The organism is Aeromonas mytilicola subsp. aquatica (genome assembly GCF_044336385.1).
Classification (GTDB): Bacteria; Pseudomonadota; Gammaproteobacteria; order Enterobacterales; family Aeromonadaceae; genus Aeromonas; species Aeromonas rivipollensis.
This window is the reverse complement of the sequence record NZ_CP172298.1, coordinates 858,518-883,843: the sequence shown is the minus strand read 5'-3', so window position 1 is coordinate 883,843 and position 25,326 is coordinate 858,518. Positions and strand designations below refer to the sequence as shown.

General features: G+C 61.7%; 23 protein-coding genes. 10 read left to right on the top strand and 13 right to left on the bottom strand.

The features are described 5' to 3' along the window. The first annotated feature begins 125 nt into the window (after window positions 1-125). Together ACFWHB_RS04345 and ACFWHB_RS04340 are read left to right on the top strand one after the other, a co-directional pair. Window positions 126-461 (top strand): hypothetical protein, encoded by a 336-nt coding sequence (locus ACFWHB_RS04345; RefSeq protein WP_106885938.1) that lies wholly within the window; start codon window positions 126-128, stop codon window positions 459-461. 262 nt (window positions 462-723) lie between these two features. Beyond that, the gene (locus ACFWHB_RS04340; RefSeq protein ID WP_139745139.1) at window positions 724-2,067 is read left to right on the top strand and encodes an NCS2 family permease; all 1,344 of its coding nucleotides are present in this window, start codon (window positions 724-726) and stop codon (window positions 2,065-2,067) included. A gap of 68 nt (window positions 2,068-2,135) precedes the next feature. Here ACFWHB_RS04340 and djlA read toward each other — a convergent pair whose 3' ends face one another. From djlA to ACFWHB_RS04325, 3 genes are read right to left on the bottom strand one after another with little or no spacing between them, the layout of a single operon-like run. Beyond that, a complete protein-coding gene (gene djlA / locus ACFWHB_RS04335; protein ID WP_234677109.1) occupies window positions 2,136-2,954 on the bottom strand; it encodes a co-chaperone DjlA in 819 nt (272 codons plus the stop codon). 19 nt (window positions 2,955-2,973) lie between these two features. After that, window positions 2,974-3,642, bottom strand: coding sequence for an N-acetylmuramate alpha-1-phosphate uridylyltransferase MurU (murU, locus tag ACFWHB_RS04330; RefSeq protein ID WP_395949525.1), 669 nt, complete (start codon window positions 3,640-3,642; stop codon window positions 2,974-2,976). Beyond that, the gene (locus ACFWHB_RS04325) at window positions 3,639-4,649 is read right to left on the bottom strand and encodes an aminoglycoside phosphotransferase family protein (RefSeq protein WP_395949524.1); all 1,011 of its coding nucleotides are present in this window, start codon (window positions 4,647-4,649) and stop codon (window positions 3,639-3,641) included. Before ACFWHB_RS04325 ends, murU begins: the two co-directional genes overlap by 4 nt. A gap of 174 nt (window positions 4,650-4,823) precedes the next feature. On the opposite strand from ACFWHB_RS04325, the gene lptD reads away from it, so the two are divergent. From lptD to ACFWHB_RS04295, 6 genes are read left to right on the top strand one after another with little or no spacing between them, the layout of a single operon-like run. Then, window positions 4,824-7,256, top strand: a complete 2,433-nt coding sequence (gene lptD, locus ACFWHB_RS04320) for an LPS assembly protein LptD (RefSeq protein ID WP_395949523.1) — start codon at window positions 4,824-4,826, stop codon at window positions 7,254-7,256. 30 nt (window positions 7,257-7,286) lie between these two features. Next, window positions 7,287-8,579, top strand: a complete 1,293-nt coding sequence (gene surA, locus ACFWHB_RS04315) for a peptidylprolyl isomerase SurA (protein WP_139745985.1) — start codon at window positions 7,287-7,289, stop codon at window positions 8,577-8,579. A gap of 14 nt (window positions 8,580-8,593) precedes the next feature. After that, a complete protein-coding gene (pdxA, locus tag ACFWHB_RS04310; RefSeq protein ID WP_171276775.1) occupies window positions 8,594-9,589 on the top strand; it encodes a 4-hydroxythreonine-4-phosphate dehydrogenase PdxA in 996 nt (331 codons plus the stop codon). Beyond that, complete coding sequence (rsmA, locus tag ACFWHB_RS04305) at window positions 9,579-10,406, top strand: 16S rRNA (adenine(1518)-N(6)/adenine(1519)-N(6))-dimethyltransferase RsmA (protein ID WP_043130439.1); 828 nt, start codon at window positions 9,579-9,581, stop codon at window positions 10,404-10,406. Before pdxA ends, rsmA begins: the two co-directional genes overlap by 11 nt. 4 nt (window positions 10,407-10,410) lie before the next feature. After that, window positions 10,411-10,773, top strand: a complete 363-nt coding sequence (gene apaG, locus ACFWHB_RS04300; RefSeq protein ID WP_041206340.1) for a Co2+/Mg2+ efflux protein ApaG — start codon at window positions 10,411-10,413, stop codon at window positions 10,771-10,773. A 6-nt stretch (window positions 10,774-10,779) separates the two neighbouring features. Further along, the gene (locus ACFWHB_RS04295; RefSeq protein WP_303807554.1) at window positions 10,780-11,601 is read left to right on the top strand and encodes a symmetrical bis(5'-nucleosyl)-tetraphosphatase; all 822 of its coding nucleotides are present in this window, start codon (window positions 10,780-10,782) and stop codon (window positions 11,599-11,601) included. A 103-nt stretch (window positions 11,602-11,704) separates the two neighbouring features. Here ACFWHB_RS04295 and ACFWHB_RS04290 read toward each other — a convergent pair whose 3' ends face one another. Together ACFWHB_RS04290 and ACFWHB_RS04285 are read right to left on the bottom strand one after the other, a co-directional pair. Further along, complete coding sequence (locus ACFWHB_RS04290) at window positions 11,705-12,190, bottom strand: 2TM domain-containing protein (protein ID WP_163148703.1); 486 nt, start codon at window positions 12,188-12,190, stop codon at window positions 11,705-11,707. Window positions 12,191-12,361: 171 nt separating this feature from the next. Beyond that, window positions 12,362-13,351 (bottom strand): luciferase-like monooxygenase, encoded by a 990-nt coding sequence (locus ACFWHB_RS04285; RefSeq protein ID WP_163155730.1) that lies wholly within the window; start codon window positions 13,349-13,351, stop codon window positions 12,362-12,364. Window positions 13,352-13,583: 232 nt separating this feature from the next. On the opposite strand from ACFWHB_RS04285, the gene ACFWHB_RS04280 reads away from it, so the two are divergent. Beyond that, complete coding sequence (locus ACFWHB_RS04280; RefSeq protein ID WP_395949522.1) at window positions 13,584-16,604, top strand: HD domain-containing phosphohydrolase; 3,021 nt, start codon at window positions 13,584-13,586, stop codon at window positions 16,602-16,604. Here the strand turns inward: ACFWHB_RS04280 and ACFWHB_RS04275 are convergent. The 4 genes from ACFWHB_RS04275 to rplU all read right to left on the bottom strand — a co-directional run bounded on the left by ACFWHB_RS04275 (window position 16,601) and on the right by rplU (window position 20,320). Further along, window positions 16,601-17,971, bottom strand: a complete 1,371-nt coding sequence (locus ACFWHB_RS04275; protein ID WP_025328120.1) for a YjiH family protein — start codon at window positions 17,969-17,971, stop codon at window positions 16,601-16,603. The genes ACFWHB_RS04280 and ACFWHB_RS04275 overlap by 4 nt on opposite strands. Window positions 17,972-18,339: 368 nt before the next feature. Then, window positions 18,340-19,545, bottom strand: coding sequence for an Obg family GTPase CgtA (gene cgtA, locus ACFWHB_RS04270; RefSeq protein ID WP_005327243.1), 1,206 nt, complete (start codon window positions 19,543-19,545; stop codon window positions 18,340-18,342). Window positions 19,546-19,733: 188 nt separating this feature from the next. Next, complete coding sequence (gene rpmA, locus ACFWHB_RS04265) at window positions 19,734-19,991, bottom strand: 50S ribosomal protein L27 (protein ID WP_005311678.1); 258 nt, start codon at window positions 19,989-19,991, stop codon at window positions 19,734-19,736. Between the two features lie 17 nt (window positions 19,992-20,008). Then, the gene (rplU, locus tag ACFWHB_RS04260) at window positions 20,009-20,320 is read right to left on the bottom strand and encodes a 50S ribosomal protein L21 (protein ID WP_005304210.1); all 312 of its coding nucleotides are present in this window, start codon (window positions 20,318-20,320) and stop codon (window positions 20,009-20,011) included. A 242-nt stretch (window positions 20,321-20,562) separates the two neighbouring features. On the opposite strand from rplU, the gene ispB reads away from it, so the two are divergent. Continuing rightward, window positions 20,563-21,534: an octaprenyl diphosphate synthase gene (gene ispB, locus ACFWHB_RS04255; protein WP_111912299.1), complete on the top strand. Its 972-nt coding sequence runs from the start codon at window positions 20,563-20,565 to the stop codon at window positions 21,532-21,534. A gap of 92 nt (window positions 21,535-21,626) precedes the next feature. Here the strand turns inward: ispB and ACFWHB_RS04250 are convergent, their stop codons facing one another. From ACFWHB_RS04250 to hflX, 4 genes are all read right to left on the bottom strand, one after another. After that, the gene (locus ACFWHB_RS04250) at window positions 21,627-21,815 is read right to left on the bottom strand and encodes a DUF2065 domain-containing protein (RefSeq protein WP_025328123.1); all 189 of its coding nucleotides are present in this window, start codon (window positions 21,813-21,815) and stop codon (window positions 21,627-21,629) included. Between the two features lie 85 nt (window positions 21,816-21,900). Next, window positions 21,901-22,785 carry a protease modulator HflC gene (hflC, locus tag ACFWHB_RS04245; RefSeq protein WP_106885927.1) on the bottom strand — a complete coding sequence of 295 codons (885 nt, stop codon included), beginning with the start codon at window positions 22,783-22,785 and terminating at the stop codon, window positions 21,901-21,903. 3 nt (window positions 22,786-22,788) lie between these two features. After that, a complete protein-coding gene (gene hflK / locus ACFWHB_RS04240) occupies window positions 22,789-23,937 on the bottom strand; it encodes an FtsH protease activity modulator HflK (protein ID WP_025328125.1) in 1,149 nt (382 codons plus the stop codon). An 82-nt stretch (window positions 23,938-24,019) separates the two neighbouring features. Next, window positions 24,020-25,306, bottom strand: coding sequence for a ribosome rescue GTPase HflX (gene hflX, locus ACFWHB_RS04235; RefSeq protein ID WP_139435032.1), 1,287 nt, complete (start codon window positions 25,304-25,306; stop codon window positions 24,020-24,022). Window positions 25,307-25,326: the final 20 nt, after the last annotated feature.

Genomic DNA, 25,326 nt, shown 5'->3' with positions numbered 1-25,326 from the left:
CGCTCCAGATAGACAAGCGCATCGCCCCATCGGGGTGATTGCAACGTCACAAGGGGAGCCCGGGCTCCCCTTTCTCTTGCCTTTTCGCTTACAATCTTCCCGCTTACCCCTACCGGCACTCACCGATGACCCAGACCAGCGCCCCCCCGAAGAGACTCACCATCCAGATCCGGATCGAACCCGGCTGCCTGGGCCCGGATGGCAAGCGCCACATCGATACCTTCTGCGCTGCGGCCGGCCGTATCTTTGCCGCCATCGAACCCGAACGGGTGAGCTGGGTGCTGCTGCCGCGTCATGACAAGCAGTTGCCCGAACAGGAGTTTTTCATTGAGGGGCGCAAGCTGAGCGAAGAGCAGGCCAGCTTGCTGCTGCAGCGCATGGGGCTGACGCTCGCCACCTTGCAGGAGCACAGCGACGCCGTGCTGGCCCAGCTGGTGGAGCGCTACCTCAAGAGCCTCTGAGGGTCGCCATCGCAGCACAAGCCTCTATCGAACCTTGTTTTTACCTCTCGATGGGCAAACGTTTGAATTTTTACTCTATTCATTGATCCCCCTCGCAGATCCGGGGTTTGTAAACGTCGCGGCCTGTGTAAAAATGTGCGCGCTGTCACGGTATCAGGACGAGTCTGGTCACTCAGTCGCCAGAAACAGGGCCATTTACCCCGCATGGATGGGATTGGCCGTTCGCCTGCTGCTTATTTCACGTCACCCATTGGAATCCAACATGAATCAACAACACCAAGCTGCCAGCCAGGCCGCCGGGCAAGGATTGCTCGAGCGCCTGTTTGCCCTGAAAGGCCATGGCACCACGGCCCGCACCGAGGTCATCGCCGGCATCACCACCTTCCTGACCATGGTCTACATAGTGTTCGTCAACCCGCAGATCCTCTCTGCGGCGGGCATGGACACCCAGGCGGTATTCGTCACTACCTGCCTCATCGCCGGCATCGGCAGCATTCTCATGGGGTTGCTGGCGAACCTGCCCATCGCCCTGGCCCCCGCCATGGGACTGAATGCCTTCTTCGCCTTCGTGGTGGTGGCTGGCATGGGCTACTCCTGGCAGATCGGCATGGGCACCATCTTCTGGGGTGCCTTAGGATTGCTGATCCTCACCCTGCTGCGGGTGCGCTACTGGCTGATTGCCAACATCCCGCTCACCCTGCGGGTCGGCATCACAGCCGGCATAGGCCTGCTCATCGCCCTGCTCGGCCTGCACAACGCAGGCATAGTGGTAGCGAGCCCCGCCACCATGGTGACGGTGGGCGACCTCACCTCACTGCCCTGCCTGCTGGGGCTGCTCGGCTTCTTCCTGATCTGCATCTTCTCCGCCCGCGGCGTGCACTCCGCCGTGCTGATCGCCATAGTGGTCACCACCACCCTGGGCTGGCTGTTCGGCGACGTGACCTTCAAGGGCTTCGTCTCTGTGCCGCCGAGCATCACCCCCGTCTTCGGTCAGCTGGACCTGATGGGGTCGCTGGACATCAGTCTCGCGGGGATCATCTTCTCCTTCATGCTGGTCAACCTGTTCGACTCTTCCGGCACCCTGATCGGGGTCACCAACCGCGCCAAGCTGGCGGATGACAAGGGCCACTTCCCGCGCATGAAGCAGGCGCTGCTGGTGGACAGCGTGAGCTCGGTGGGCGGCGCCTTCATGGGCACCTCCTCCGTGACGGCGTATATCGAGAGCAGCTCGGGGGTGGCCGTCGGCGGCCGTACCGGCCTGACCGCCATAGTGGTCGGCGTGCTGTTCCTGCTGGCGATCTTCTTCTCCCCGGTCGCCGCCATGGTGCCGGCGTACGCCGCGGCGGGGGCCCTCATCTACGTGGGCGTGCTGATGTGCTCCGAGCTGACCCGGGTCAAGTGGGAAGACCTGACCGAAGCGGTTCCGGCCTTCATGACAGCGGTGATGATGCCGTTCAGCTTCTCCATCACAGAGGGGATAGCCGTGGGCTTCATCTCCTACTGCGTGATGAAGGCGGGCACCGGCCGCTGGCGCGAGATCAACCCCTGCGTGCTGGTAGTGGCCCTGCTGTTCGTGCTCAAGTTCGTCTGGGTCGACAGCCACTAACCCCGGCTTGCGCACACAAAAATGCCCGTCATCGACGGGCATTTTTTATGGCTGGCAAAGGGCAAGGTTCAACGGATGCCGCGGGCCTCGCGGATCCACTCCCAGGCCTGCTGGATCTCCTGGGTCTTCTCCTTGGCCATCTCCATCATCTCGGGCGGCAGCCCCTTGGCGGCCAGCTTGTCCGGGTGATGCTTGCTCATCTCCTTGCGATAGGCGCGCTTGATTTCCTGATCGCTGTCGCTCTCGCTCACCCCCAGCAGCTGGTAGGCATCCTTGAGGCGATCCTGGGAGGGGGCCTCCTGCCGGTATTGCTGCCCTTGTCCACCCTGCTGCTGGCGGTGGAAGAAGTTCATCTGCGCCTCCGCCATCGCCAGGATCCGCCCCAGCTCTATACGGCTGAAGCCGAGCTCGTCCGCTATGGTCTGCAATATGGCACGCTCGTTGGCCTCCACCTTGCCATCGGCAAAGGCGGCCTGCAGCTGCACCTCGAGGAAGAAACGCAAGATGTCGCGCTGCCCCAGACTGGCACGGCGGAATTCCGCCAGGGTTTCCCGCAGCGGGAAATCGCTCTCCTTGCCCTGGCGGAACGACTCCTGGGCCCGCACCCGCTGCTCGCCGGAGAGGCGCATCCTGTCCATCAGGCTGGAGGCGACGCGGATCTCGTGCTCGGTGACCTGACCGCTCGCCTTGGCGATGTGGCCCATGACGGCGAAGGTGGCGTGGAAGAAGACCGCCTGCTGCTGCTGGCTGGGGGCACGCTGGAACGCCCCCCGAATGCCCATGCCCCGATCGAAGCGGTGGCCGATCCAGAGGCCAAGCAGGGCGCCGAAGATGTTGCCGAGCAGAAAACCGAAGAAGGCGCCAAGCACCTTACCCCAAATACGCATGGTTCAAGACCTCGTGATGTTAATGAGTGCCGGCAAGCAGCTGGTCATCCAGCTCGCGCAGCCGATCGACGGTGCCTATGTCACGCCATTCGCCGGTCAGCAGGCTGCCACCGACCCGGCCTTGCGCCATCCAGTCGCGCAGCAGGGGTGCCAGCTTGCGGGCACCGTAAGGCAGGGAGACAAAAGCCGCCGGGTGATAGAGGCCGACGCCGCTGAAGGTCAGGGCCGGCGCATCCAGCACCCGGCCGCCTTGCAGGGAGAAATCCCCCTGAGGGTGCTGGGGCGGATTGGGCACCAGCCAGAGATGTGCCTGGTCATCCGCCAGCGACTGATTCACCAGAGCGCCATAATCCCCGTCAATCCAGGTATCGCCATTGATCACCAGAAAGGGTTCTGGGCCCAGCAGGGGCAATGCCTGCACTATGCCGCCCGCGGTCTCGAGGGCGCTCTCCTCCGCCGACCACAGGATCTCGACCCCGAACTGGCGGCCATCGCCGAGCGCCTCCACCAGCTTGTGGCCGAGCCAGGCGTGGTTGATGACCAGCCGGGTCACCCCGGCCGCCTTGAGCTTCTCGATGTGGTGGACGATGAGGGGCTTGCCCCCCACCGCCAGCAGCGGCTTGGGCAGCAGGTCGGTGAGCGGGCGCATCCGCTCCCCACGACCCGCGGCCAGGATCATCGCCTTCATGAGGCCACCCCGGTGCGTGCCAGACCGGGCAGCACCACCTGCTCCAGCCACAGGCCGAAGCGGGCCAGCACCGGATGCTCGGCACCATGGGTGTGGCAGACATCCACCACATAGCCCAGAGTGCGGGGGATGTCCTTGATGTAGCCAGACTTGCCGTCGCGATGGTAGAGACGGGTGAAGAGGCCGGCCGCCTTCAGGTGGCGCTGCATGCCGGTCAGGTCGGCGTGACGACGGAAGCTGGCATAATCGAGCCCGCCGAGCAGGCCCGCCCGGCTCAGGGTGTCGAAGCCATGGCCCATGCCCTGTTCGATCACTTCATCGGGCCAACGCACGTAACAGTCTTTCAGCAGGGAGACCAGGTCGTAGCTCAGCGGCCCCATGACCATGTCCTGGAAGTCGATGACGGCAAGCCGGCTGTCGTCCGGCGTATCGCCGCCACACACCATCAAGTTGCGGCTGTGGAAGTCTCTGTGCATCACCCCCTGGGGCTGGGCCAGGTTGTTCTCGGTTAGGCAGGCGAACATCTCGTCCAGCAGTTGCTGTTCGGTCTCGTCGAGACTCAGGTTCAGGTGATGACCCAGCAGCCACTCGGGGAAGATGGCGTTCTCGCGTGCCATGAAGGCCTCGTCGAAGGGATCGAGCGCCAGCCCGACAGCTCCCAGCCGAGGCAGCAGCCCTATGGCCTTGCCATACCAGGCCAGCACGTTGCCATCGTTCAGGCAGCCGATAAGCTGGGTATCGCCAAGGTCACTGACCGCCAGCAGGCCCTGCTCGTAGTCCACCGCCCTGACCTCGGGAGCCAGCAGCCCCACGGCGTGCAGGGCGGCCGCATTGCGAACGAATTCATGATTTTTTTCGGTTTTCGGATTAGCATCCACCCACACCAGGCCACCACCACGGAAGTAGCGGCGGAAACTGGCGTCACCGGAGATCAGGGTCAACTGGAGGTTGGCATCACCGGTAATCCGGCGTGCCCATTGCAATAGCAGGGAAGTGCGATCGTGCATGAGTCGGGAACCAAATTGGAAAGCAGCACTTGGCTGTTAGCCCTGGCCGCAATAATGCTTTATCATTGCCGGCTAACATAAAGCAATGACATGCAATGTCAACTCGATGGATCCTGACATAAAATGCATGCCCTGAATCAACCGTTTTTACTACGGATTGCGCGAGCCCTTCACATGACAAAATGGACACTGGGGTCTTCTTATCCCATCGCCCTGACCATCAGCCTTGTTCCTGCCCTGAGTCCGCTCACGGTCCAGGCGGCGCCCCTCAACGCGCCACCGGCCACCGGGATCCTCAACAGCCTCTGCTATGACTATGTCCCCAAGGTCGAGAAACCCAGCGCGAGTCAGGACGCCAATGCCCAGCCCGTCGAAGTGGATGCCGATCGCCTGGAGGCCAAGCAGGGCGGTACCGCCGTCTATGAAGGTGACGTCAAGGTGCGTCAGGGCGTGCGCAAGTTTGACTCCGACTACGCCCAGCTGGATCAGAAGAGCCGGGATGTCATCGCCATCGGCAACATCTATTACAACGATGGCCAGATTACTGTCACCAGCGACAAGACCCTCAAATCCAACCTGGACACCAAGAACTCCGAGCTGGAAGAGGGCAAGTATCAGGTGCATGGGTCACCGGTGCGCGGCTTTGCCGAGAAAGTCACCATGACCAACAACAACCAGAACATCACCCTGGAGGGGGCCCAGTACACCACCTGCCCACCGGGTCAGGAAGCCTGGACCCTGAAAGCCGGCAGCATAGATATCGATCAGTCCGAGGTGTTCGGGGAAGCCTGGAACGCCAGCCTCTGGCTCTATGACTATCCGGTCTTCTATTTCCCCTATATCAACTTCCCCATCAAGGATGAGCGCAAGACGGGCCTGCTCTACCCGGGCTATACCCAAAGCTCCAAGAACGGCATGGACATCACCCAGCCGTTCTACTGGAACATAGCCCCCAACTACGACTCGACCATCACCTCCCGCTTCATGGACAGGCGAGGCCTGATGGAGCAGGTCGAGTTCCGCTACATGCCGGATCCGGCCCACGTGGGCAGCCTCTATTTCGAAAACCTGGCGGATGACAAGCAGTACGACGAGACGGACAGCCTCAACGATCACCTCTCGGACGGTCACCGCTATCTGCTCAGTGCCCGCCACACCTCCATGTTCATGGACAACGCCATGCGGGTGTCGGTGGACTACACCAAGGTGCGGGATCAGGACTACAACTACTTCAACGACTTCTCCCCCAAGGTGGGGACCCAGGTCGACAACCAGTTGCAGCAATCCCTGAGAGCCGGCTACTACCAGCAGAGCTGGAACCTCAATGCCGAGGTGCGCACCTACCAAATTCTGCTGGCCAGCGCCCAGCAGCCCCACGAGCTGATGCCGCGCATTAACCACAACTACTACCAGCAGGGCAACTGGTACGATCTGGCCTGGAACACTGAGCTGACCAACTTTGGCTACAACAACGACCAGGCTATCGAGCAGAACAAGGGCAGCGCCTACACGGGCACCCGGGTCTACACTGCGCCCACTCTGACCATACCGCTCATCGACGAAGCCGGTTACTTCCTCGACAGCCAGTACAAGCTGATGTACACCCGTTACGATCAGACGGTGCCGGATGACATGAGCAGCACCTTCACCAACAGGTTCACCCCGCAAGGTGGGGGGGATGTCACCCTGGAAGAGGGCATCATCACCCGGGTTCTGCCCTCGTTTCGCCTCAAGGGCGGCATGACCTTCGAGCGCAACCAGCAATGGTTCGGCGAAGGGGCCAGCCAGACCCTGGAGCCTGAGTTCCAGTACCTCTATGTGCCCTACAAGGATCAGGACAACATAGGTGTCTACGACTCCACCACCATGCGTCAGGACTACTACAGCCTGTTCAGCGATCGCCGCTTCGCCGGCCTGGACCGCATCAGCGACTCCAACCGGCTCTCGGTCGGCGTCACCACCCGTATCTATGATCCGGCCGGGGATGAACGAATTCGGCTGGCCGTTGCCCAAGCCTTCGACTTCGTGGCCCCCAGGGTCAAGCTCTACTCCAGCGACGCGCTGAGCACCAATACCCGCTCCCCGCTCTCGTTCGAGGGAGACGCCAAGATCAACGAACAGTGGTATGCCCATGCCGGGGCGCAATACGACCTGGAGCAGCGTCAGATAAGCTCCTCCAACAGCGCCCTGGAATACCGTCACGAGAAGCTGATCAGCCAGTTGAGCCACCGCTTCGTACGGGACGCCAACTACGATCTGGATCGCAAGGGCGAGGTGACGGATCTCAACCAGATCGGCCTGCTGTTGACCACACCGCTCAACGATCAGTGGCACCTCTATGGCGGCTACTATCAGGAGCTCGACCAGAACGTCAAAGTTGACCGCAAGGTGGGTCTGAAATATGACTCCTGCTGCTGGAGCATCAACTTCAACCTGGAGTGGGTCAATACGCCGGACAACGTGAACCTGGCCCCGACGTCCGAGCGCAGCCTCGGCATTCAATTTGAAATGAAAGGATTGGGTAGCGTGGGTACCGGCTCCAAGGGCACCTCCCTTGACACCGAAGCACTGCCTTACATTCGTCCGTTTAACCTGCGAGACCAATAACGGGTCTGGCAAACGCCTTGAGAGATGGATATGAAGAAGACGTTGATTTCCCTGCTGACCGCAGGCCTGTTTGGAGTCATGAGCCAGGGCGCCCTCGCCGCGCCCGAACTGGTGGACAAGGTGCTTGCCGTGGTCAACAAGGACGTGGTGCTGGCCAGTCAGCAGGAAGCCCTGGTGCAGAAGGTGAAGGCCTCTGCCCAGGAGAGCGGCCAATCCCTGCCCGATGACGTCACCCTGCGCAAGCAGGCGCTGGATCGCCTGATCCAGGAGAGCCTGCAGCTGCAACTGGCGGATCGCCAGGGGCTCAAGATCAGTGACACCCAGCTGGAGCAGGCCATCCAGAGCATAGCCGCCGACAACAAGATGAACCTGGAGCAGCTCCGTGCCCAGCTCGAACGGGAAGGGCTGACCTATGCCCAGTACCGGGAAGAGGTGCGCCGCGAGATCCTGATGAACGAGGTGCGCCGCAGCCAGGTGCGTCGCCGCATCAACATCTCCGAGCAGGAGGTGAAGCAGGTGGTCGAGGCCCTGAGCAAGCAGGGTCAGCAACAGACCGAATACCACGTCGGCCACATCCAGGTTGCCCTGCCTGACAACCCGAGCGCCGAGCAGCTCAACGCCGCCAAGGCCAAGATAGAGCGCATCCTTGCCGCCCTGAAGGAAGGGGCAGACTTCCGCAAGCTGGCCATCGCAGAGAGTAACGGTCCCAAGGCCCTGGAAGGGGGTGACTGGGGCTGGATGAGCCCGCAGGAGATGCCCACCCTGATGTCAGAGGCGGTACAGGGCGCCGGCAAGGGTGACATTGTCGGGCCGCTGCGCTCGGGCGCCGGTCTGCACATCATCAAGATCTTCGACACCAAGGGTCAGCAGCAAGTAATGCAGACCGAGGTGAAGGCCCGCCACATCCTGATCAAGCCCTCCATTATACTGAGCGAGGAGAAGGCCAAGGGGACCCTGGACGGCATCTTGCATGACATCAAGAGCGGCAAGGCCAGCTTCGCCAGCATGGCGGAGAAGTACTCCGAAGACCCGGGCTCTGCGGTGCAGGGTGGCGAGCTGGGCTGGTCCGATCCCAACGTCTATGTGCCTGAGTTCCGCGACATGGTCAACCGCCTGCAACCGGGCCAGATCAGCGAGCCCTTCCGCACCAGCCACGGCTGGCACATAGTGCAGCTGGAAGATCGCCGCAGCCAGGATGCCACCGGCAAGGCCCAGGAGCAGCGCGCCTATCAGCTCATCTTCAACCGCCGCTTCACCGAAGAGTCCCAGGCCTGGCTGGATGAGCTGCGCGACGAAGCCTACATCCAGATTGAACCCAATTAATGGGCGATGAGCAGATGAACAGCCATCGTCTTGCCATCACCCCGGGTGAACCCGCCGGCATAGGCCCGGATCTGGTGCTGCAGATAGCCCAGCGGGACTGGCCGCACCAGTTGGTGGTGATCGCCGACCCGGCGCTGCTGCGCGAGCGCGCCGCCCTGCTGGGGCTGCCCATAGAGCTGGAACCCTATGATGCCGCTGCCCCCGTGAGGGGTCAGCGGGCGGGAACCCTGACGGTGTGTCCCATCCCTCTCGGCGCCCCCGTGGTGCCGGGCGAGCTCGACGAGGGCAATGGCGCCTATGTGCTGGCCACCCTGCAGCGCGCCTGCGACGGCAACCTGAGCGGCGAATTCGCCGCCGTGGTGACAGGTCCGGTGCACAAGGGGATCATCAATCAGGCGGGCGTCTCCTTCAGCGGCCACACCGAATTCTTCGCCCAGCAGTCAGACACCGCAGACGTGGTGATGCTGCTGGCCACCGAAGGGCTGCGGGTGGCGCTGGCGACCACCCACATTCCGCTGGCCTACGTGGCCATGGCCATCACCCAGGAGCGCCTTGCCAAGGTGATCCGCATCCTGGATGCGGATCTCAAGGGCAAGTTCGGCATAGCACACCCCAGAATTTACGTCTGCGGCCTCAACCCCCATGCAGGGGAAGGGGGCCATCTCGGCCGTGAAGAGATCGACGTGATCGAACCTGCCCTGGCCAGTCTGCGCCAGGAAGGGATAGATCTGGTCGGCCCCTTGCCTGCCGATACCCTGTTCCAGGAGAAATACCTCAAGGATGCGGATGCGGTACTCGCCATGTACCACGACCAGGGGCTGCCGGTGCTCAAATACAAGGGCTTTGGCAACTCGGTCAACATCACCCTCGGACTTCCTTTCATCCGTACTTCGGTGGATCACGGCACAGCGCTGGATCTGGCAGGCAAGGGCCTGGCAGACTCAGGCAGCCTGATCACCGCGATTAACCACGCCATCCAGATGGTAGAGAAAAAAAGATATGAGCAGTAAGGTGCAGAGCAACAAGGTGCACATGGGCCACACGGCCCGTAAGCGTTTCGGTCAGAACTTCTTGCACGACCGTTATGTGATCGATCAGATAGTCGCCGCCATCAACCCGCAGCCGGGTCAGAACCTGGTGGAAATCGGCCCGGGTCTGGCGGCACTGACCGAACCGGTCGCCTCCCAGATGGACAAGATGACTGTGGTCGAGCTTGACCGGGATCTGGCGGCTCGCCTGCGCGAGCACCCGACCCTCAAGGACAAGCTGACGGTGATCGAGGCCGACGCCATGCGCTTCGACTTCGGCACCCTGATGGGAGAAGGCAAACCGCCCCTGCGCATCTTCGGCAACCTGCCCTACAACATCTCCACCCCGCTCATCTTCCACCTGTGCGAGTTCGCCGACCGGGTGGAGGACATGCACTTCATGCTGCAAAAGGAAGTGGTATTGCGGATGTGCGCAGGCCCGGGCAGCAAGGCCTATGGCCGCCTGAGCGTCATGGTCCAGTACTACTGCCAGGTGATCCCGGTACTGGAAGTGGGCCCGGGTGCCTTCAAGCCGGCCCCCAAGGTGGACTCGGCCGTGGTGCGACTGGTGCCACACAAGAACCCGACCATAGTCGCGAAGGATCTGCGCTGCCTGAGCCGGGTCTGTACCGAGGGCTTCGGCCAGCGTCGCAAGACCATCCGCAACAGCTTCTCCAACTTCATCACAGACGCTCAGCTGACCGAGCTTGGCATAGATGGCAACCTGCGCCCGGAGAACCTCTCCCTCGAGCAGTTCGTCATGATAGCCAACTGGCTGGCCGATCAGCAGCAGGCCTGATCCCATGGCATCCCCCCGGATAGTGGTTCGCCCGCACCCCAGCTATGTGGCGGGCACCGAGGATCCTTACCATTTTCTCTATCTCATCGAGATAGAGAATCTGGGGCCGGGCAAGGTGCAACTGCTGCACCGGCGCTGGCTCATCACGGATGCCAATGGCAAGATGCTGGAAGTGGAAGGTCCAGGGGTCGTGGGCGAGCAGCCCTTCATCGCCCCCGGCGAGACCTTCAGCTATCAGAGTGGCGTCCCGCTGGCCACCCCCTTCGGCGTGATGGAAGGCAGTTACACCCTGCAAGACGAATCGGGGCAGCAGTTTGAGGCCCCCATAGCCCCTTTCACACTGGCCGTTCCCAACATTATCAACTGAGGTTTCATGGCGAATTGTTTCGTCGGTGATATCCAGGGCTGCTACGACGATCTGCGCCGTCTGCTGGATCTTGCCGAATTCGACCCCGACAACGACACCCTCTGGCTGTGCGGCGACCTGGTCGCCCGCGGACCGGACTCTCTCAACACCCTGCGCTTCGTCAAGTCACTGGGAAGCCGCGCCGTGACCGTGCTCGGCAACCACGATCTGCACCTGCTGGCGGTGGCTCATGGGGTCGCCCCCCTCAAGAAGAAAGACAAGCTGCAGGCCCTGATGGAGGCCCCGGATCGGGACGAGCTGCTGGAGTGGCTGCGCCACCGTCCCCTGCTGGCGGAGCACCCGGACTTGCCCATCATGATGGTCCATGCCGGTCTCTCTCCGGCCTGGGATGCCCACACGGCACGCAGCTGCGCCCGCGAGGTGGAGACGCTGCTGCGCGGCGATCAGTACAGCTGGCTGCTGCACAACATGTATGGCGATCAGCCCGATACCTGGGACGAAAATCTGCTGGGGATAGAGCGCTACCGCTACATCATCAACACCTTCACCCGGATGCGCTTCTGCTACTTCGATGGCCGACTCGACTTCAAGTGCAAGAAGGGGCCCACGGAGTCCACCCCTGGCCTGCGCCCCTGGTTCGAGCAGCGGGAGCACCACGTGGACGATCCCATACTGGTGTTCGGCCACTGGGCGGCCCTGATGGGGGCCACCGGTAAAGCAGACATCAAGGGGCTGGACACCGGCTGCGTCTGGGGCAACAGCCTCACTATGTGGCGGTATGAAGACGACGCCCTGATAGCGACCCCCTGCCCCGCTTACGCCAAATAAGCCGTCGGTGCAGCCGCCCAGCCTGCACCGAGTGAGGCGATAGACGGACAATAAAACGGGCCCGGCATTGCCGGGCCCGTTCCTTATGGGGTGAGGTAGCGGCTTACAGCTTGCGCCCCAGCCGTTTCTCGACCTGGCGCCGCTCCCAGTCGGGCCCGAACAGCTTGAACGGCTGGAACAGGTTGATGGCGTGGGATATCAGGCCCAGCCCCCAGCCCAGCATGGGCCACCAGGCCCAGATATAGTCCGGGTTGCTCAGGTAGTTGATGACAAACAGCCCCCCTATCACCAGCACATAGCTGATGAGGTGGCCGTAGAAGCCTTTGAGCCCCTCGACGAACTTCATCGCCTCCCGCTCATCCCTGGCCACATGCACTGTCCCCTGACTATCTGTCTCGTTCCCTTTCATCTCGCTCTCCTGCAGTTGAGTCACATCGAGCTCAAAGACGGAGGCCAGGGCCTTGAGGGATTCCAGTCCAGGTTGCTGGCCCTGCTCGATCCGCTGTATGGTGCGGACACTCAAGCCAGTCAGGGTCGCCAACTGATCCTGGGACCAACCCCGTTGCAATCTCAACTTCCTGACGATCATCTCGAACTCCTTGTGGTGACTGACAGGGCCAGCATAGGGCCGGTGAGGCCAGAGGTGACACGACAGAGGGCCGACATCCACCTGACTATTCTTTAAAATCAATCAGTTGTAACTAGCTGTTGGATTGGTACCTATGCCCGGGCGCACAGACCAGCGCGCCCGGTCAGGCCTTCACAGGCTCCGCATCAGCTCGGCGGCGATCTCGAAAGAGCGCAACCTGGCCTGATGATCGACGATGGGACCGTTGAACATCAGCTCGTCGGCCCCGGTTTCGGCCAACAGGGCCTTGAGGCCGTGACGCACCTGATCCGGATCCCCCACCAGGGAGCGGGCCAGAGTCTGCTCCATCGCCATCAGCTCCCGGGGCGACCACTCCTCTCCCAGGCTCTGCACCGGCAGCGGCAGCTTGCCGGCATCCCCCCGATAGAGGCGCAGGAACTGTTGCTGGAGCGTGGTGAACAGGAAGCGGGCCTCCCGGGTTGTGTCGGCGGCGATCACATTGATGCAGACCACCGCATAAGGCTTGGGCCAGCGCGCGGAAGGGCGGAACTGGGTACGGTAGATCTCGAGTGCCTGCAACAGCAGGCCGGGGGCAAAGTGAGAGGCAAAGCCGAACGGCAACCCCATGGCAGCCGCCAGCTGAGCGCTGTAGAGGCTGGATCCCAACAGCCAGATCGGCAGATGCAGCCCCTGACCGGGCACCGCCTGCACGGCGCCGACCTCGTCACCGAAGTAGCCCATCAGCTCGCGCACGTCCGCCGGAAAGTCATCCACCTCGCCGCTGCGCTGGCGGCGCAGCGCCTGCATGGTGCGTTGATCCGTGCCGGGCGCACGACCGAGACCGAGATCGATGCGATCCGGGTAGAGAGAAGCGAGGGTGCCAAACTGCTCGGCGATAACCAGAGGGGAGTGGTTCGGCAGCATGATGCCGCCGGCCCCCAGCCGCAGTGTGCTGGTGGCACCGGCCAGATGGCCGATGAGCACCGAGGTGGCGGCACTGGCGATCCCCGGCATGTTGTGGTGCTCCGCCAGCCAGTAGCGGTGGTAGCCCCAGCGCTCGGCATGGCGGGCCAGATCCTGCGAATGACGAAACGACTCGGCCGGCTGGCTTCCTTCGGGGACGGGCACCAGATCCAGGACGGAATAGGGGATGGCAGACATGGGACACTCCATTGATTCACAGGCGATTCACCAGTGGAGCAATGTAGCACGAGATATCTGAATGAATCACCTGACCAGGCTGTCAGGACCCGCGCCATGCAGCTCGCGACAAGGGGAACGCCGGAAGATAACGGTTCCTCTTCTGGCCCCCACCTCCTATGCTTTTTGTCATCTTGCGAGCACACTGTTGGCAGATCATCGCGGGGAGCGCCCCTAGGACAAGGATAGGTCCATGACAAAAGCAAGCCTCGGCAGCAAGCCCTTTTACGTGCACATTGCCACCCTCTTCATACTGCTGTTCTCCGTGCTGGGGGGCGCCCTCATCATGCTGCAGTTCCAGCAGGGCATGCAGCAGGGGCTGGAGCACGAACGGCAAAACTTCCAGCAGTACAGGGAACAGCTGGCGCTCGCCATCAAGCTGAACCAGCGCCCGGCCCGCATGTCCCTGAGCCTGCTGCGCAGTGGCCAGCTGGCCGCCATGACCAGCCTGGAGTCCCGCCTCGGCTACCTGCCCCAGCTGGCCGAGGTGCTGGCCAACAGCGCCAGTTATGGCGCCATCTATGCCGGTTACGAGAACGGCGACTTCTTCCTGGTACGCAAGCTGACCGAGCGGGCCAGGGGGGTGCTGGACACCCCCCCTCCCGGGAGCCACCTGCTGGTGCAGAGTCTGACTGAGGGCCGGGGAGAGTTCCTCTATTTCAACCAGCGCCTGCGGCTGCTGGAGCGGCGGCCCATGCCGGACTACCAGTTCGATCCCCGCGATCGCGGCTGGTACAAGGAGGCTCGCTGGGGCACGGGCATCATAGTGACCCACCCCTATCTCTTCTTCACCACTAGGGAGCCGGGCATGACGCTGGCGGTGGAAAGCGACGATCGCCGGGCGGTGATAGGGCTGGATGCCGGCGTGGAGGGGCTCTCCTCCCTCATCGGCGAGCTGCCCCTGCCCAGCCACTGCCAGCTGGTGCTGTTCGATGAGTTCGGTACCCTGCTGGCGACGGATCCCAAGCGGCTGCCCAGCTTCGAACAGCTGAGTCGCCTGCCCATGCTGTCGGCGCTCAAGCACCCCATACTGGCCAAGCTGCAGCAGGAGATGGCATCCAGGCCCACCCTGCTGCACGCGCCGACCGAGCTGACCCTGGCCGCCGAGGATGGCAGCGACTGGCTGGTCAACCTCTCCTCCCTCGACGAGGGTTCCCCCTTCTACTTGGCCCTGCTGGTACCGGCGGACGAGCTCACCGCCCCGGCCCGCCACGATGCCCTGCGTAACCTGGCCTGGGCCCTGGCCGGTCTGCTGTTGCTGCTGCCCGTCATCTGGCTGGTGGCGAGGCGCACCGCCGCCCCCTTGCTGGCACTGACGCAAGAGGCCGAGCGGATCCAGCACTTCGACTTCGGCGAGAGCGAGCGGCCTGACTCGGCGATCCGCGAGATAGACGATCTCGCCCGCGCCATGTCGAGCATGCGGCTGACCCTGGGCAACTTCATGAGCATGGGTCTGGCGCTGGCGGCCGAGCACCGCTTCGATTCCCTGCTCAGCCGCATACTGCACGAGACGGTGGCGGCGGCCCAGGCGGAGGGCGGCTGCCTCTATCTGGCCCAGGACAAGCAGATGAAGGCGGTTCAGGCCATCTGGCAACGGCAGCCCCTGGATTGTGAGCGGGTGCACTGGCAGGAGTCCCTGCTCGGCGGCCTCTATCATTCCGAGCGGCTCAGCCTGCCCCTCGATGCCGAGCAGTGGTCGCACTACCTCGCCGACTGGGGCCCCTTCCCCGGCCCCCGCCAGCTGCTGGCCGAGCCCCTCTACAACCACCGCCAGGAGTTGATCGGTTGCCTGTTGCTGATCCTGCCGGACTGCGCGCCACGGGAGCTGGCGTCGCGCATCAGCCTCATCGAGGCGTTGGCGGGCATGTCCGCCTCCGCCATCGAGAATCAGCGCCTGCTGGAGGAGCAAAAGCAGTTGCTGGAGGCCTTTATCGAGCTCATCGCCGGCGCCATCGACGCCAAGAGCCCCTACACCGGAGGCCACTGCCAGCGCGTGCCCGAGCTGACCCGCATGCTGACGGAGGCGGCCTGCGCCCAACGCCAGGGCCCCTTTGGCGATTTCACCCTCAACGACGAGGAGTGGGAGGCCATCCATATCGCGAGCTGGCTGCACGACTGCGGCAAGGTCACCACACCTGAGTTCGTGGTGGACAAGGCCACCAAGCTGGAGACCATCTACGACAGGATCCACGAGATCCGCACCCGCTTCGAGGTGCTCAAGCGCGACGCCCATATAGAGGCGCTGGCGGCCCGATTACCTGCCCCCGAGCAACAGGCAGCCCTCGAGGCCGTGGCCCCGACCTGGCAGATGCTGGATCAGGAGTTCGCCTTCGTCGCCGAGTGCAATCTGGGGGGCGAGTGGATGGCACCGGAAAAACTGGCACGGCTCGATGCCATCGCCAGCCGCACCTGGCTGCGAACCCTGGATGATCGCCTCGGCGTCAGCCCGGAGGAACTCAGACGCCATCCCGGGGAGGCGGCTCCGCTGCCCTGCCGCGAGCCGCTGCTGGCCGACAAGTCGGTCCACCTCATTCCCCGCCCCGTCCACGACAACCTGGCCAGGCACAATCCCTGGGGCTTCAAGGTCAGGGTCCCCACCCATCTCTACAACCGGGGGGAGCATTACAACCTCGCCATCGTTCGTGGCACCCTCACCGAGGAGGAGCGCTACAAGATCAACGATCACATCATCCAGACCATCCGCATGCTGGAGCGGCTCCCCTTCCCCCGTCACCTGCGCAAGGTGCCGGAGATAGCGGGGGGCCATCACGAGCGGATGGATGGCACCGGCTACCCGCGCCAGCTTCTGGGTGAACAGATGAGCATTCCTGCCCGCATCATGGCCATCGCCGACATCTTCGAGGCCCTGACCGCAAGCGATCGCCCCTACAAGTCGGGCAAGACGGTCTCCCAGTCGCTGACCATAATGCTGCGCATGGTGCAGGAGCGGCACATAGACGGGGCGCTCTTCGAGCTCTTCGTCGACAGCGGTGTCTGGCGGGACTATGCCCTGCGTTTCCTCGCCCCCGAGCAGTTGGACGAGGCAGCCTGTCAGGCCCTGCTAGCGGAGCCCTGCGTTTCCTCGCCCCCGAGCAGTTGGACGAGGCAGCCTGTCAGGCCCTGCTGGCGGAGCCGCGCTAGCCGCTATTCCCGAGCGCCCATAAAAAAACGGTCAACCGAGGTTGACCGTTTTTCATCTCCAGGCAGCCCTTAGAACAGCAGGTGCGCCACGCCGGCGATGACCGGCAGGGTGACCAGGGTGCGCAGCAGGAAGATGACGAACAGCTCCCACAGCTTGACCGGGATCTTGCTGCCCAGCAGCAGGGCGCCCACTTCCGACATATAGATGAGCTGGGTCACCGACATGGCGGCGATCACGAAGCGGGTGATGTCGCTCTCTATGGTCGAGGCCAGCACAGCCGGGATGAACATGTCGGCGAAGCCGACCATGATGGTCTTGGACGCCGCCTCGGCCTCCGGCAGTTGCAGCAACTCCAGCAAGGGCACGAAGGGAGCACCCAGCCAGTTGAAGATGGGGGTATGCTCGGCCAGCATCAGGGCGCAGGTCCCGATCGCCATTACCACAGGCAACACGCCAAACACCATGTCCAGGGCGTTCTTAACCCCTTCCCGCGCCACGGCGCCGAGATCCGTCATGCTGTCGGCCTTGGCCAGGGCACGCTGATAGCCATAGCTCAGCACGCTGTGCTGATGGGGAATGGCCTCCTGCTTGCGGCACAGGGGGGTGCCGTCGCTGTAGACATCCTTCTTCCAGGAGAGCGGGGGCAGGCGCGGCACCACTATGGCGGCCACCACGCCGGCCAGGCAGACGGTCAGATAGAAGGGCACAAACATGTGCTCCAGCTTCACCTGGGAGATCACCACCAGACAGAAGGTGATGGAAACAGCCGAGAAGGTGGTGCCGATGACGGCGGCTTCACGCTGGGTGTAGAACTTGCCCTCGTACTGCTTGCTGGTGAGCAGGATGCCGACGCTGCCGTCCCCCAGCCAGGAGGCGAAGCAATCCACGGCGGAGCGACCCGGCAGGCGGAACACAGGGCGCATGATGCGGGTCATCATGGTGCCGACAAACTCCAGCAGACCGAAGTCCAGCAGCAGCGGCAGCAGCAAGCCGGCGAAGATGAAGACGGAGAACAGCACCGGCAGCAGATCGTGCAGCACCAGGCCACCGGTCGCCCCGGAACGCAGCACCTCGGGGCCGGCCTCGAAGAAGGTCAGCAGCACGAAGAGGCCCCCCAGCACCCGCACGCAGGCCCAGAAGGGGGAGACGTTGAACAGGCTGTTGAGGAAGGGGCGTCTCACCAGGATCGCCGGCTTGAACAACCAGGCGATCAACGTCATCAGCATGGTGGTGGTAATGATGGCGCTGACCATGGCCACCAGATAGTCGGCGAACACCGTCTGTACCAGCTTCGCCAGCACGGCGACGGGGATGGTGACATTGCCGTCATAGATGACGGGAGTCATGAACAGCAGGATCCCGATGAGCGACGGGATCAAAAACATCAGCACGTTGCGGCGAGTATGGATCGCCGGTGCTTCCAGGGTCTTTTCCAACATGATAGACAGCCTTAAATATGACTTTTCCTTCAGCCAGGCAGCCTGCATATTCATGCCCTCGCCCGGCAAACGGGCGCAAGAATAACCCAAAAAACTGCACAAACAAGCTTTTAATGGATTATTTCAAGCATAAATATTTTATCAGGCGAACCATCCATAAGAACAAACCAAAACAGTCATGCATATCAATTCAGTTTTACTGGTTAGCATAATGTTTCAAATTGGTTACGTTCAGGGGCGCAGTATAATCAGTTGCGGTTGGCAGGCAATAAGTGGCATGAGAAATATATCTATATGGTGATCCCGTCGATCCTCCCATAAAAAAACCGGAGCCTGTCGGGGCTCCGGTCTTGTCACGAGAGAGAGGCTCAGTCGCGTACGTAGATCACTTCGACGCCGTCGTCGTCTTCGTCATCCCAGTCGTCGTCCTCGTCCAGCGCCTCATCGAAGGCCTTGGAGGCTGCCAGGGCTTCCGCTTCGGCCTGAGCCAGCTGGTTCTTGTGGTAGTCGTCCCACTTGAACTCGACCTTCTCGATGGCGGCCTTGGCATCGGCTTCCAGCTGACGGGGCATGGTGTCCAGCAGGTCCAGAATGTCGTAGCAGACCTTCTTGGTACCTTCCTTGCTGATGGCGGTGATCTGGTAGACAGGGCCTTCGTAGGCCAGCGCGGCCTTGACTCTGTCCATTACTTCCTGGGCTTCTTCTTCCAGGATCAGATCCATCTTGTTGAACACCAGCCAGCGCGGTTTGCCTGCCAGCTCGGGGCTGTACTTCTCCAGCTCCCGGACTATGGTCACGGCATTCTCAGCCGGATCGGAACCGTCAACCGGGCAGATATCCACCAGGTGGATCAGCACGCGGCAACGCTCCAGGTGCTTGAGGAAGCGGATACCGAGGCCAGCGCCTTCGGCGGCACCTTCGATCAGACCCGGGATATCGGCTATCACGAAGGAGCGGGAGTTCTCCCCACGCACCACACCCAGATTCGGCACCAGGGTAGTGAAGGGATAGTCGGCCACTTTCGGGCGGGCGGCAGAGACGGCGCGAATGAAGGTGGACTTGCCCGCGTTGGGCAGACCCAGCATGCCGACGTCCGCCAACAGCAGCAGCTCCAGCTTCAGGGTGCGAACTTCCCCCGGGGTGCCGTTGCTCTTCTGATAGGGGGCGCGGTTGACCGAGCTCTTGAAACGGGTGTTGCCAAGGCCGTGGAAACCGCCCTTGGCGACCAGCAGCTTCTGGCCGTGGGTGGTCAGATCCCCCAGCAGTTCACCGGTATCTTCATCGCTGGCTCGGGTACCGACCGGGACGCGCAGGGTGCGATCCTTGCCGCGACGGCCGGTACAGTTGGCGCTCTGGCCGTTCTCGCCACGCTCGGCGGCATGGAAACGTTCGAAACGGTAGTCGATCAGGGTGTTCAGGTTCTCGTCGGCGATCAGATAGACATCACCGCCGTCACCACCATCACCGCCGTCCGGGCCACCGTTCGGGATGTACTTTTCACGGCGAAAGCTCACACAACCGTTACCACCGTCACCGGCATCGACTCGAATCTGGACTTCATCAACAAACTTCATAGGTAACCGTCACCTTAATTCGAAAAACCGATACGCAATTATAGTGGTACAGGCCCCTTGGGGCGAGACGCAACTGGCCGATGAGGCCCGTCTGCGCCGGCTCATCCGCGTGCCGTTTTTTCGTCAAACTCATCAGAAAAACAAAAGCCCCGCCTGTTGGCGGGGCTTCGGATCCTTGCGGTCCGTAATTACTCAGCAACTATGCTGACGTACTTACGATTCAGCGGACCTTTAACTTCGAACAGGATCTTGCCAGTCGCTTTCGCGTACAGGGTGTGATCCGTGCCCAGGCCAACGTTGGTGCCAGCGTGGAACTTGGTACCACGTTGACGAACGATGATGCTGCCTGCCAGAACTGTTTCGCCGCCGAAACGCTTAACGCCAAGGCGTTTAGCTTCAGAATCGCGACCGTTGCGGGATGAACCGCCAGCTTTTTTATGTGCCATTTATCGGACTCCTCTAATTAAGCGCTGATGCCAGTGATTTTGACTTCAGTGAACCACTGACGGTGGCCCGCTTGCTTACGATGGTGCTTACGACGACGGAACTTGACGATAGTCACTTTCTCGCCACGGCCGTGAGCCACAACTTCAGCTACAACCTTGCCACCTTCAACGAAAGGAGCACCTACTTTAAAAGTGTCGCCTGCAGCAACCATCAGAACTTCGTTGAAGTCGATAGTAGCGCCAGTCTCAACGTTCAGCTTTTCCAGACGAACGATTTGACCTTCGGCCACACGGTGTTGTTTTCCGCCGCTTTGGAATACCGCGTACATTTGATTAACTCCGTAAAGGCGTGTCTTTTGCTCAAGGCCAGACACGCGCAAAAACCTATAACAATGGGCGGGCATTCTACGCAGAACGATTTGCCTAGGCAAGGCCAATTTAGCAAAAAGTTTATTTTGTGCGCATATCTGCCGCCGTGAATAAACGCTTAACTGTAACCCATTGTGAAATCGTGTAGAATCCCCGCCATTGCTAAAAACGCAGTAATTGCTGCCGTCACGTTACGAGACTTATGGACCAACAGACTATCCGTGCGCTCTGTGCCGCCGACATGACGGCGGTCAATGAACTGATCCTGGCCAGACTCCAGTCCGATGTCAGCCTGATCAACCAGCTGGGTTTCTACATTGTCAGTGCAGGCGGAAAACGGATGCGCCCCATGCTGACGGTAATGGCCGCCCGCGCACTGGGGTACCAAGGTCAGGACCATCTCAAGCTCGCCGCCATCATCGAATTCATTCATACCTCTACCCTGCTGCATGACGACGTGGTCGATGAATCCGACCTGCGCCGCGGCCGGGAGACCGCCAATGCGCTGTTCGGCAACGCCGCCAGCGTCCTGGTCGGTGACTACCTCTACAGCCGCTCCTTCCAGATGATGAGCGAGCTCTCCAACTTGCGGGTGATGGAAATCCTGTCGGATGCCACCAACACCATAGCCGAGGGGGAAGTGTTGCAGTTGATGAACTGCAACGATCCGGACACCACGGAAGAGAGCTACATGACGGTCATCTACTGCAAGACCGCCAAGCTGTTTGAAGCCGCCACCCGCCTCGCCGCCGTGCTGACCCATCAGCCCGAGCCCGTCGAGCAGGCCATGACCGACTACGGCAAGTACCTGGGCACCGCCTTCCAGATCATCGACGACGTCATGGATTACTGCTCCCAGAGTGATGAGATGGGCAAGAACGTCGGTGACGACCTGGCCGAAGGCAAGCCCACCCTGCCACTGCTGCGCGCCATGGCCGTGGGCACCCCGGAAGAGCGTCAGCTCATCCGCGACGCCATCGAGCACCGCAACGGCATGGAGCATCTCGACCGCATCCTGGCCATCCTGGATAGCACCGGTGCCCTGGAGTACTCCCGCGAGCGAGCCCGGGAAGAGGCCGACAAGGCCATTGCCGCCCTCGCCATCCTGCCGGACTCCCAGCACAGGCAGGCGCTGGAGACCCTGGCCCAGATGGCGGTACAGCGCAGCGCCTGAGTCAATGTGTCAGCATCCAAGAAAAAAGAGGCCATAGGCCTCTTTTTTATGGTCTGCGCTTTGCGCTCAGGCGTCAGCACTCTCTTGACTGCTCAATGGGCCAGCGCCCAGAGGATGACGGCACCCGCCACCACCAGACAGCCGCCGATGCGACGCAACTGCTCCGGCGGCTGATCGCTCATCAGTCTCAGCATCTGCTGCCAGGCCCTAGGCGCCAGCAAGGGGCCAAGCCCCTCAAACAGCAGCAACAGCCCCACTCCCATCAAGATGGCTGTCAGCATGACTCCTCCTGCCCTCGGGGCCCTTGTCTCATCAAGCAAAAGGGCCTGAATCATCAGGCCCTTTGGGTTATGGCGCTATGCCTGCTTACTGCTTGTCACCGTGAGGCGACTTGAGGTAGCGGAAGAACTCGCTGTCAGGCTTCAGGACCATGAGGTCGTTGCCACCGGCGAAGCTCTTGCGATAGGCCTCCATGCTACGCACGAAGCTGAAGAACTCGGGGTCCTTCTTGTAGCTGTCGGCATAGATCTTGGCGGCTTCCGCATCCCCTTCACCACGCAGCTGACGCGCATTACTCTCGGCGTCGGCGATCATGACGGTGACCTTGCGGTCGATGTCGGCACGCAGGATCTCGGCCTGCTCGCGACCCTGGGAGCGGTGCTCACGGGCTACTGCAGTCCGCTCGGCACGCATCCGCTGATAGATGGAGCTGGAGACTTCCACCGGCAGGTTGATCTGCTTGATCCGCACATCCACCACCTTGATGCCTAGCTCGGAGGAGCGCGCCATCTTCATCAGGGCATCTTCCATCACGGTACTACGCTCACCGGAGACTATGTCCTTGATGGTGCGGTTACCGATCTCGGAACGCAGACCGTTGTTGATCTTGCGCTTGAGCAGGTCTTCGGCCTGGATCTTGTTGCCACCACCGGTTGCCAGGTAGTACTTGGAGAAGTCCTCGATCTTCCACTTCACGTAGGAGTCGATGATGAGGTCTTTCTTCTCTGAGGTGACGAAGCGATCCGCCTGGCCTTCCAGGGTCTGGATGCGGGCATCCATCTTGCGAACCTGATCTATGAGCGGCACCTTGAAGTGCAGGCCCGGCTCGTAGAGGCGCGGCTCGCCGGAGTCAACCCGCTTCACCTTGCCAAACTGCACCACTATGCCCTTCTGACCTTCATCGACGATGAAGACGGAAGAGAAGCAGACCATGGCGGCCACAGCGATGACACCAATAGCTATTTTCTTCATCTATTAGTTTCTCCCTGTGCTGAAACGATCACCGCCACGCAGCGGGGTCGGAGTGGAATTGGCCCCTTCGTTGGACGGCTGGGCCGGCTCCACCGCAGGTGTGCCCGCCGGACGCGCCGGTTGCACGGCATTCGCCTTGCCGGAGAGCTTGTCGAGCGGCAGGTAGATCATGCTGTTGTTGCCAGCAGGCATGTCGACCAGCACCTTGTTGGCTTGCTGATAGAGCTCTTCCATGGTTTCCAGGTAGATACGCTCACGAGTCAGCTCGGGGGCGGACTGGTACTGGGGCAGCAGCTCGTTGAAGCGAGCGACTTCACCCTTGGCCTTCAGCACGATCTGGGACTTGTAGCCTTCGGCTTCCTGCTCCAGACGCTTGACCTGACCACGGGCCTTGGGCTCGACTTCACGGGCGTAGGCTTCTGCTTCACGAATGAAGCGCTGCTCATCTTCCTGGGCGGAGATGGCGTCATCGAAGGCATCTTTCACCTCTTCCGGCGGACGCGCCGGCAGGAAGTTGACGTCGACGATCTGCAGACCCATCTGGTAGGGCTCTATGATGCCATCGATCACCTGCCAGGTCTCCTGACGGACCTTTTCCCGACCTGTGGTCAGGACATCATCCATCTTGGTGTGACCCACCACATAGCGCAGGGCGCTGTCGGTGGCCTGGCTCAGACTCTCGTCGGCATTGGTGACGCTGAACAGATACTGCTCGGGATCGACCACGCGGTACTGCACGTCCATCTCGACCCGGACCACGTTCTCATCCTGGGTCAGCATGAAGCCGGAGGCAGGCAGGGAGCGCACCGATTCCACATCCACCGGGATCACCCGATCGATGAAGGTCGGCTTCCAGCGCAGGCCCGGATCCACGTTATGGGAGTACTCCCCAAAACGCAGCACCACGCCCCGCTCGGCTTCGCGAATGGTGTAGAAGCCGCTGACGACCCACACCACCACGGCCACAACCAGGGCGATGGAGAGGCCAAACTTGCCCACATCACCACCCGATTTGCCACCACCGAACAGGCCACCGAAACGACGGCTCACCTTGCGCAGCATCTCATCCAGATCAGGGGGTCCCTGATTCTTGCCGTTGTTCCCCCAAGGGTCACGGTCTTTGCCGTTGTTACCAGGCTCATTCCAAGCCATCAGCGTCTCCATTAATACATGCGGATGGATATCATCTCTATCGGACCATCAACCCTTGACGAAGTCTGTCTTCATCGCCGGATCAATGCCTGATAAAGCGTTGTAAACTCTCACCTTCTTGTTTCATGAGGCGGTTCCAGTCGGCAAGCTGCAAGCGTACCTCCAGGACAAAATCCCCCTCCTCGCTGAAACCTTCCTGCTCGATGCCTTTCAGCCGATAGAGCGCACTGCGCAATCTCGCGGCCGAGGGCGGCAACTGCAGGGTGTGATGGACCATGGATCCGGCCAGCAGTTCGGTCAGGGCCTGGAACAGGTATTCACTGCCTTCACCTGTCTGGGCCGACAGCCAGACCCGCTGCGGGCGCCCTTCGTCATCCCGCTCCAGACCGGCCGGACGATCGGTCAGCTTGTCGATCTTGTTGCAGATCATCAGCTGGGGACGGTCGTCCGCCTCGATCTCGGCCAAGACTGTCTGCACCGAATCGACATTCTCCTGCATCTGCTCATCGGCACAGTCCACGACGTGCAGCAGCAGGTCCGCTTCGCGGGTCTCCTGCAGCGTCGCCTTGAAGGCCGCGACCAGATCATGGGGCAAGTGCCGAATAAATCCAACTGTATCCGCCAGGATCACATCACCCACATCCTGGATCACCAATTTACGCAGGGTGGGATCCAGAGTTGCGAACAATTGGTCGGCAGCATACACGCTGGCATCTGTAAGTTGGTTGAACAAAGTGGACTTTCCGGCGTTGGTGTAGCCCACCAGCGACACGGTCGGCACCTCGTTGCGGTTACGGGCGCGACGACCCTGCTCCCGCTGCTTCGCCACCTTGTCGAGCCGGCGCAAAATCGCCTTGATGCGCTCTCGCAGCAGGCGTCGGTCAGTTTCAAGCTGGGTTTCACCCGGGCCGCGTAGACCTATGCCGCCCTTCTGACGCTCGAGGTGGGTCCAGCCTCGCACCAGGCGAGTAGAAAGATGGCGCAATTGGGCCAGTTCGACCTGCAACTTGCCTTCGTGGGTACGGGCGCGCTGGGCGAAGATATCGAGGATGAGGCCTGTCCTGTCCACCACACGGCACTGGAACAGACGCTCCAGGTTGCGTTCCTGGGCAGGAGTCAGGGCATGGTTGAAGATGACCACGTCCGCACCCAGCATCTGGACCTGGGACGCGATCTCTTCCGCCTTGCCGCTGCCGACAAAATATTTGGCACTGGGCGCGCTGCGACTGGTGGTGATCACCCCCAGCGCATTGACCCCGGCCGAGCTCACCAGCATCTTGAGCTCGTCCAGATCCTCCCGCTCACCCTCATCGCTGAAGTTGACATGTACCAGAACGGCCTGTTCACCAGCTTCGTAACGGTCAAACAAGCGCTTGCTCCTTGACAGGT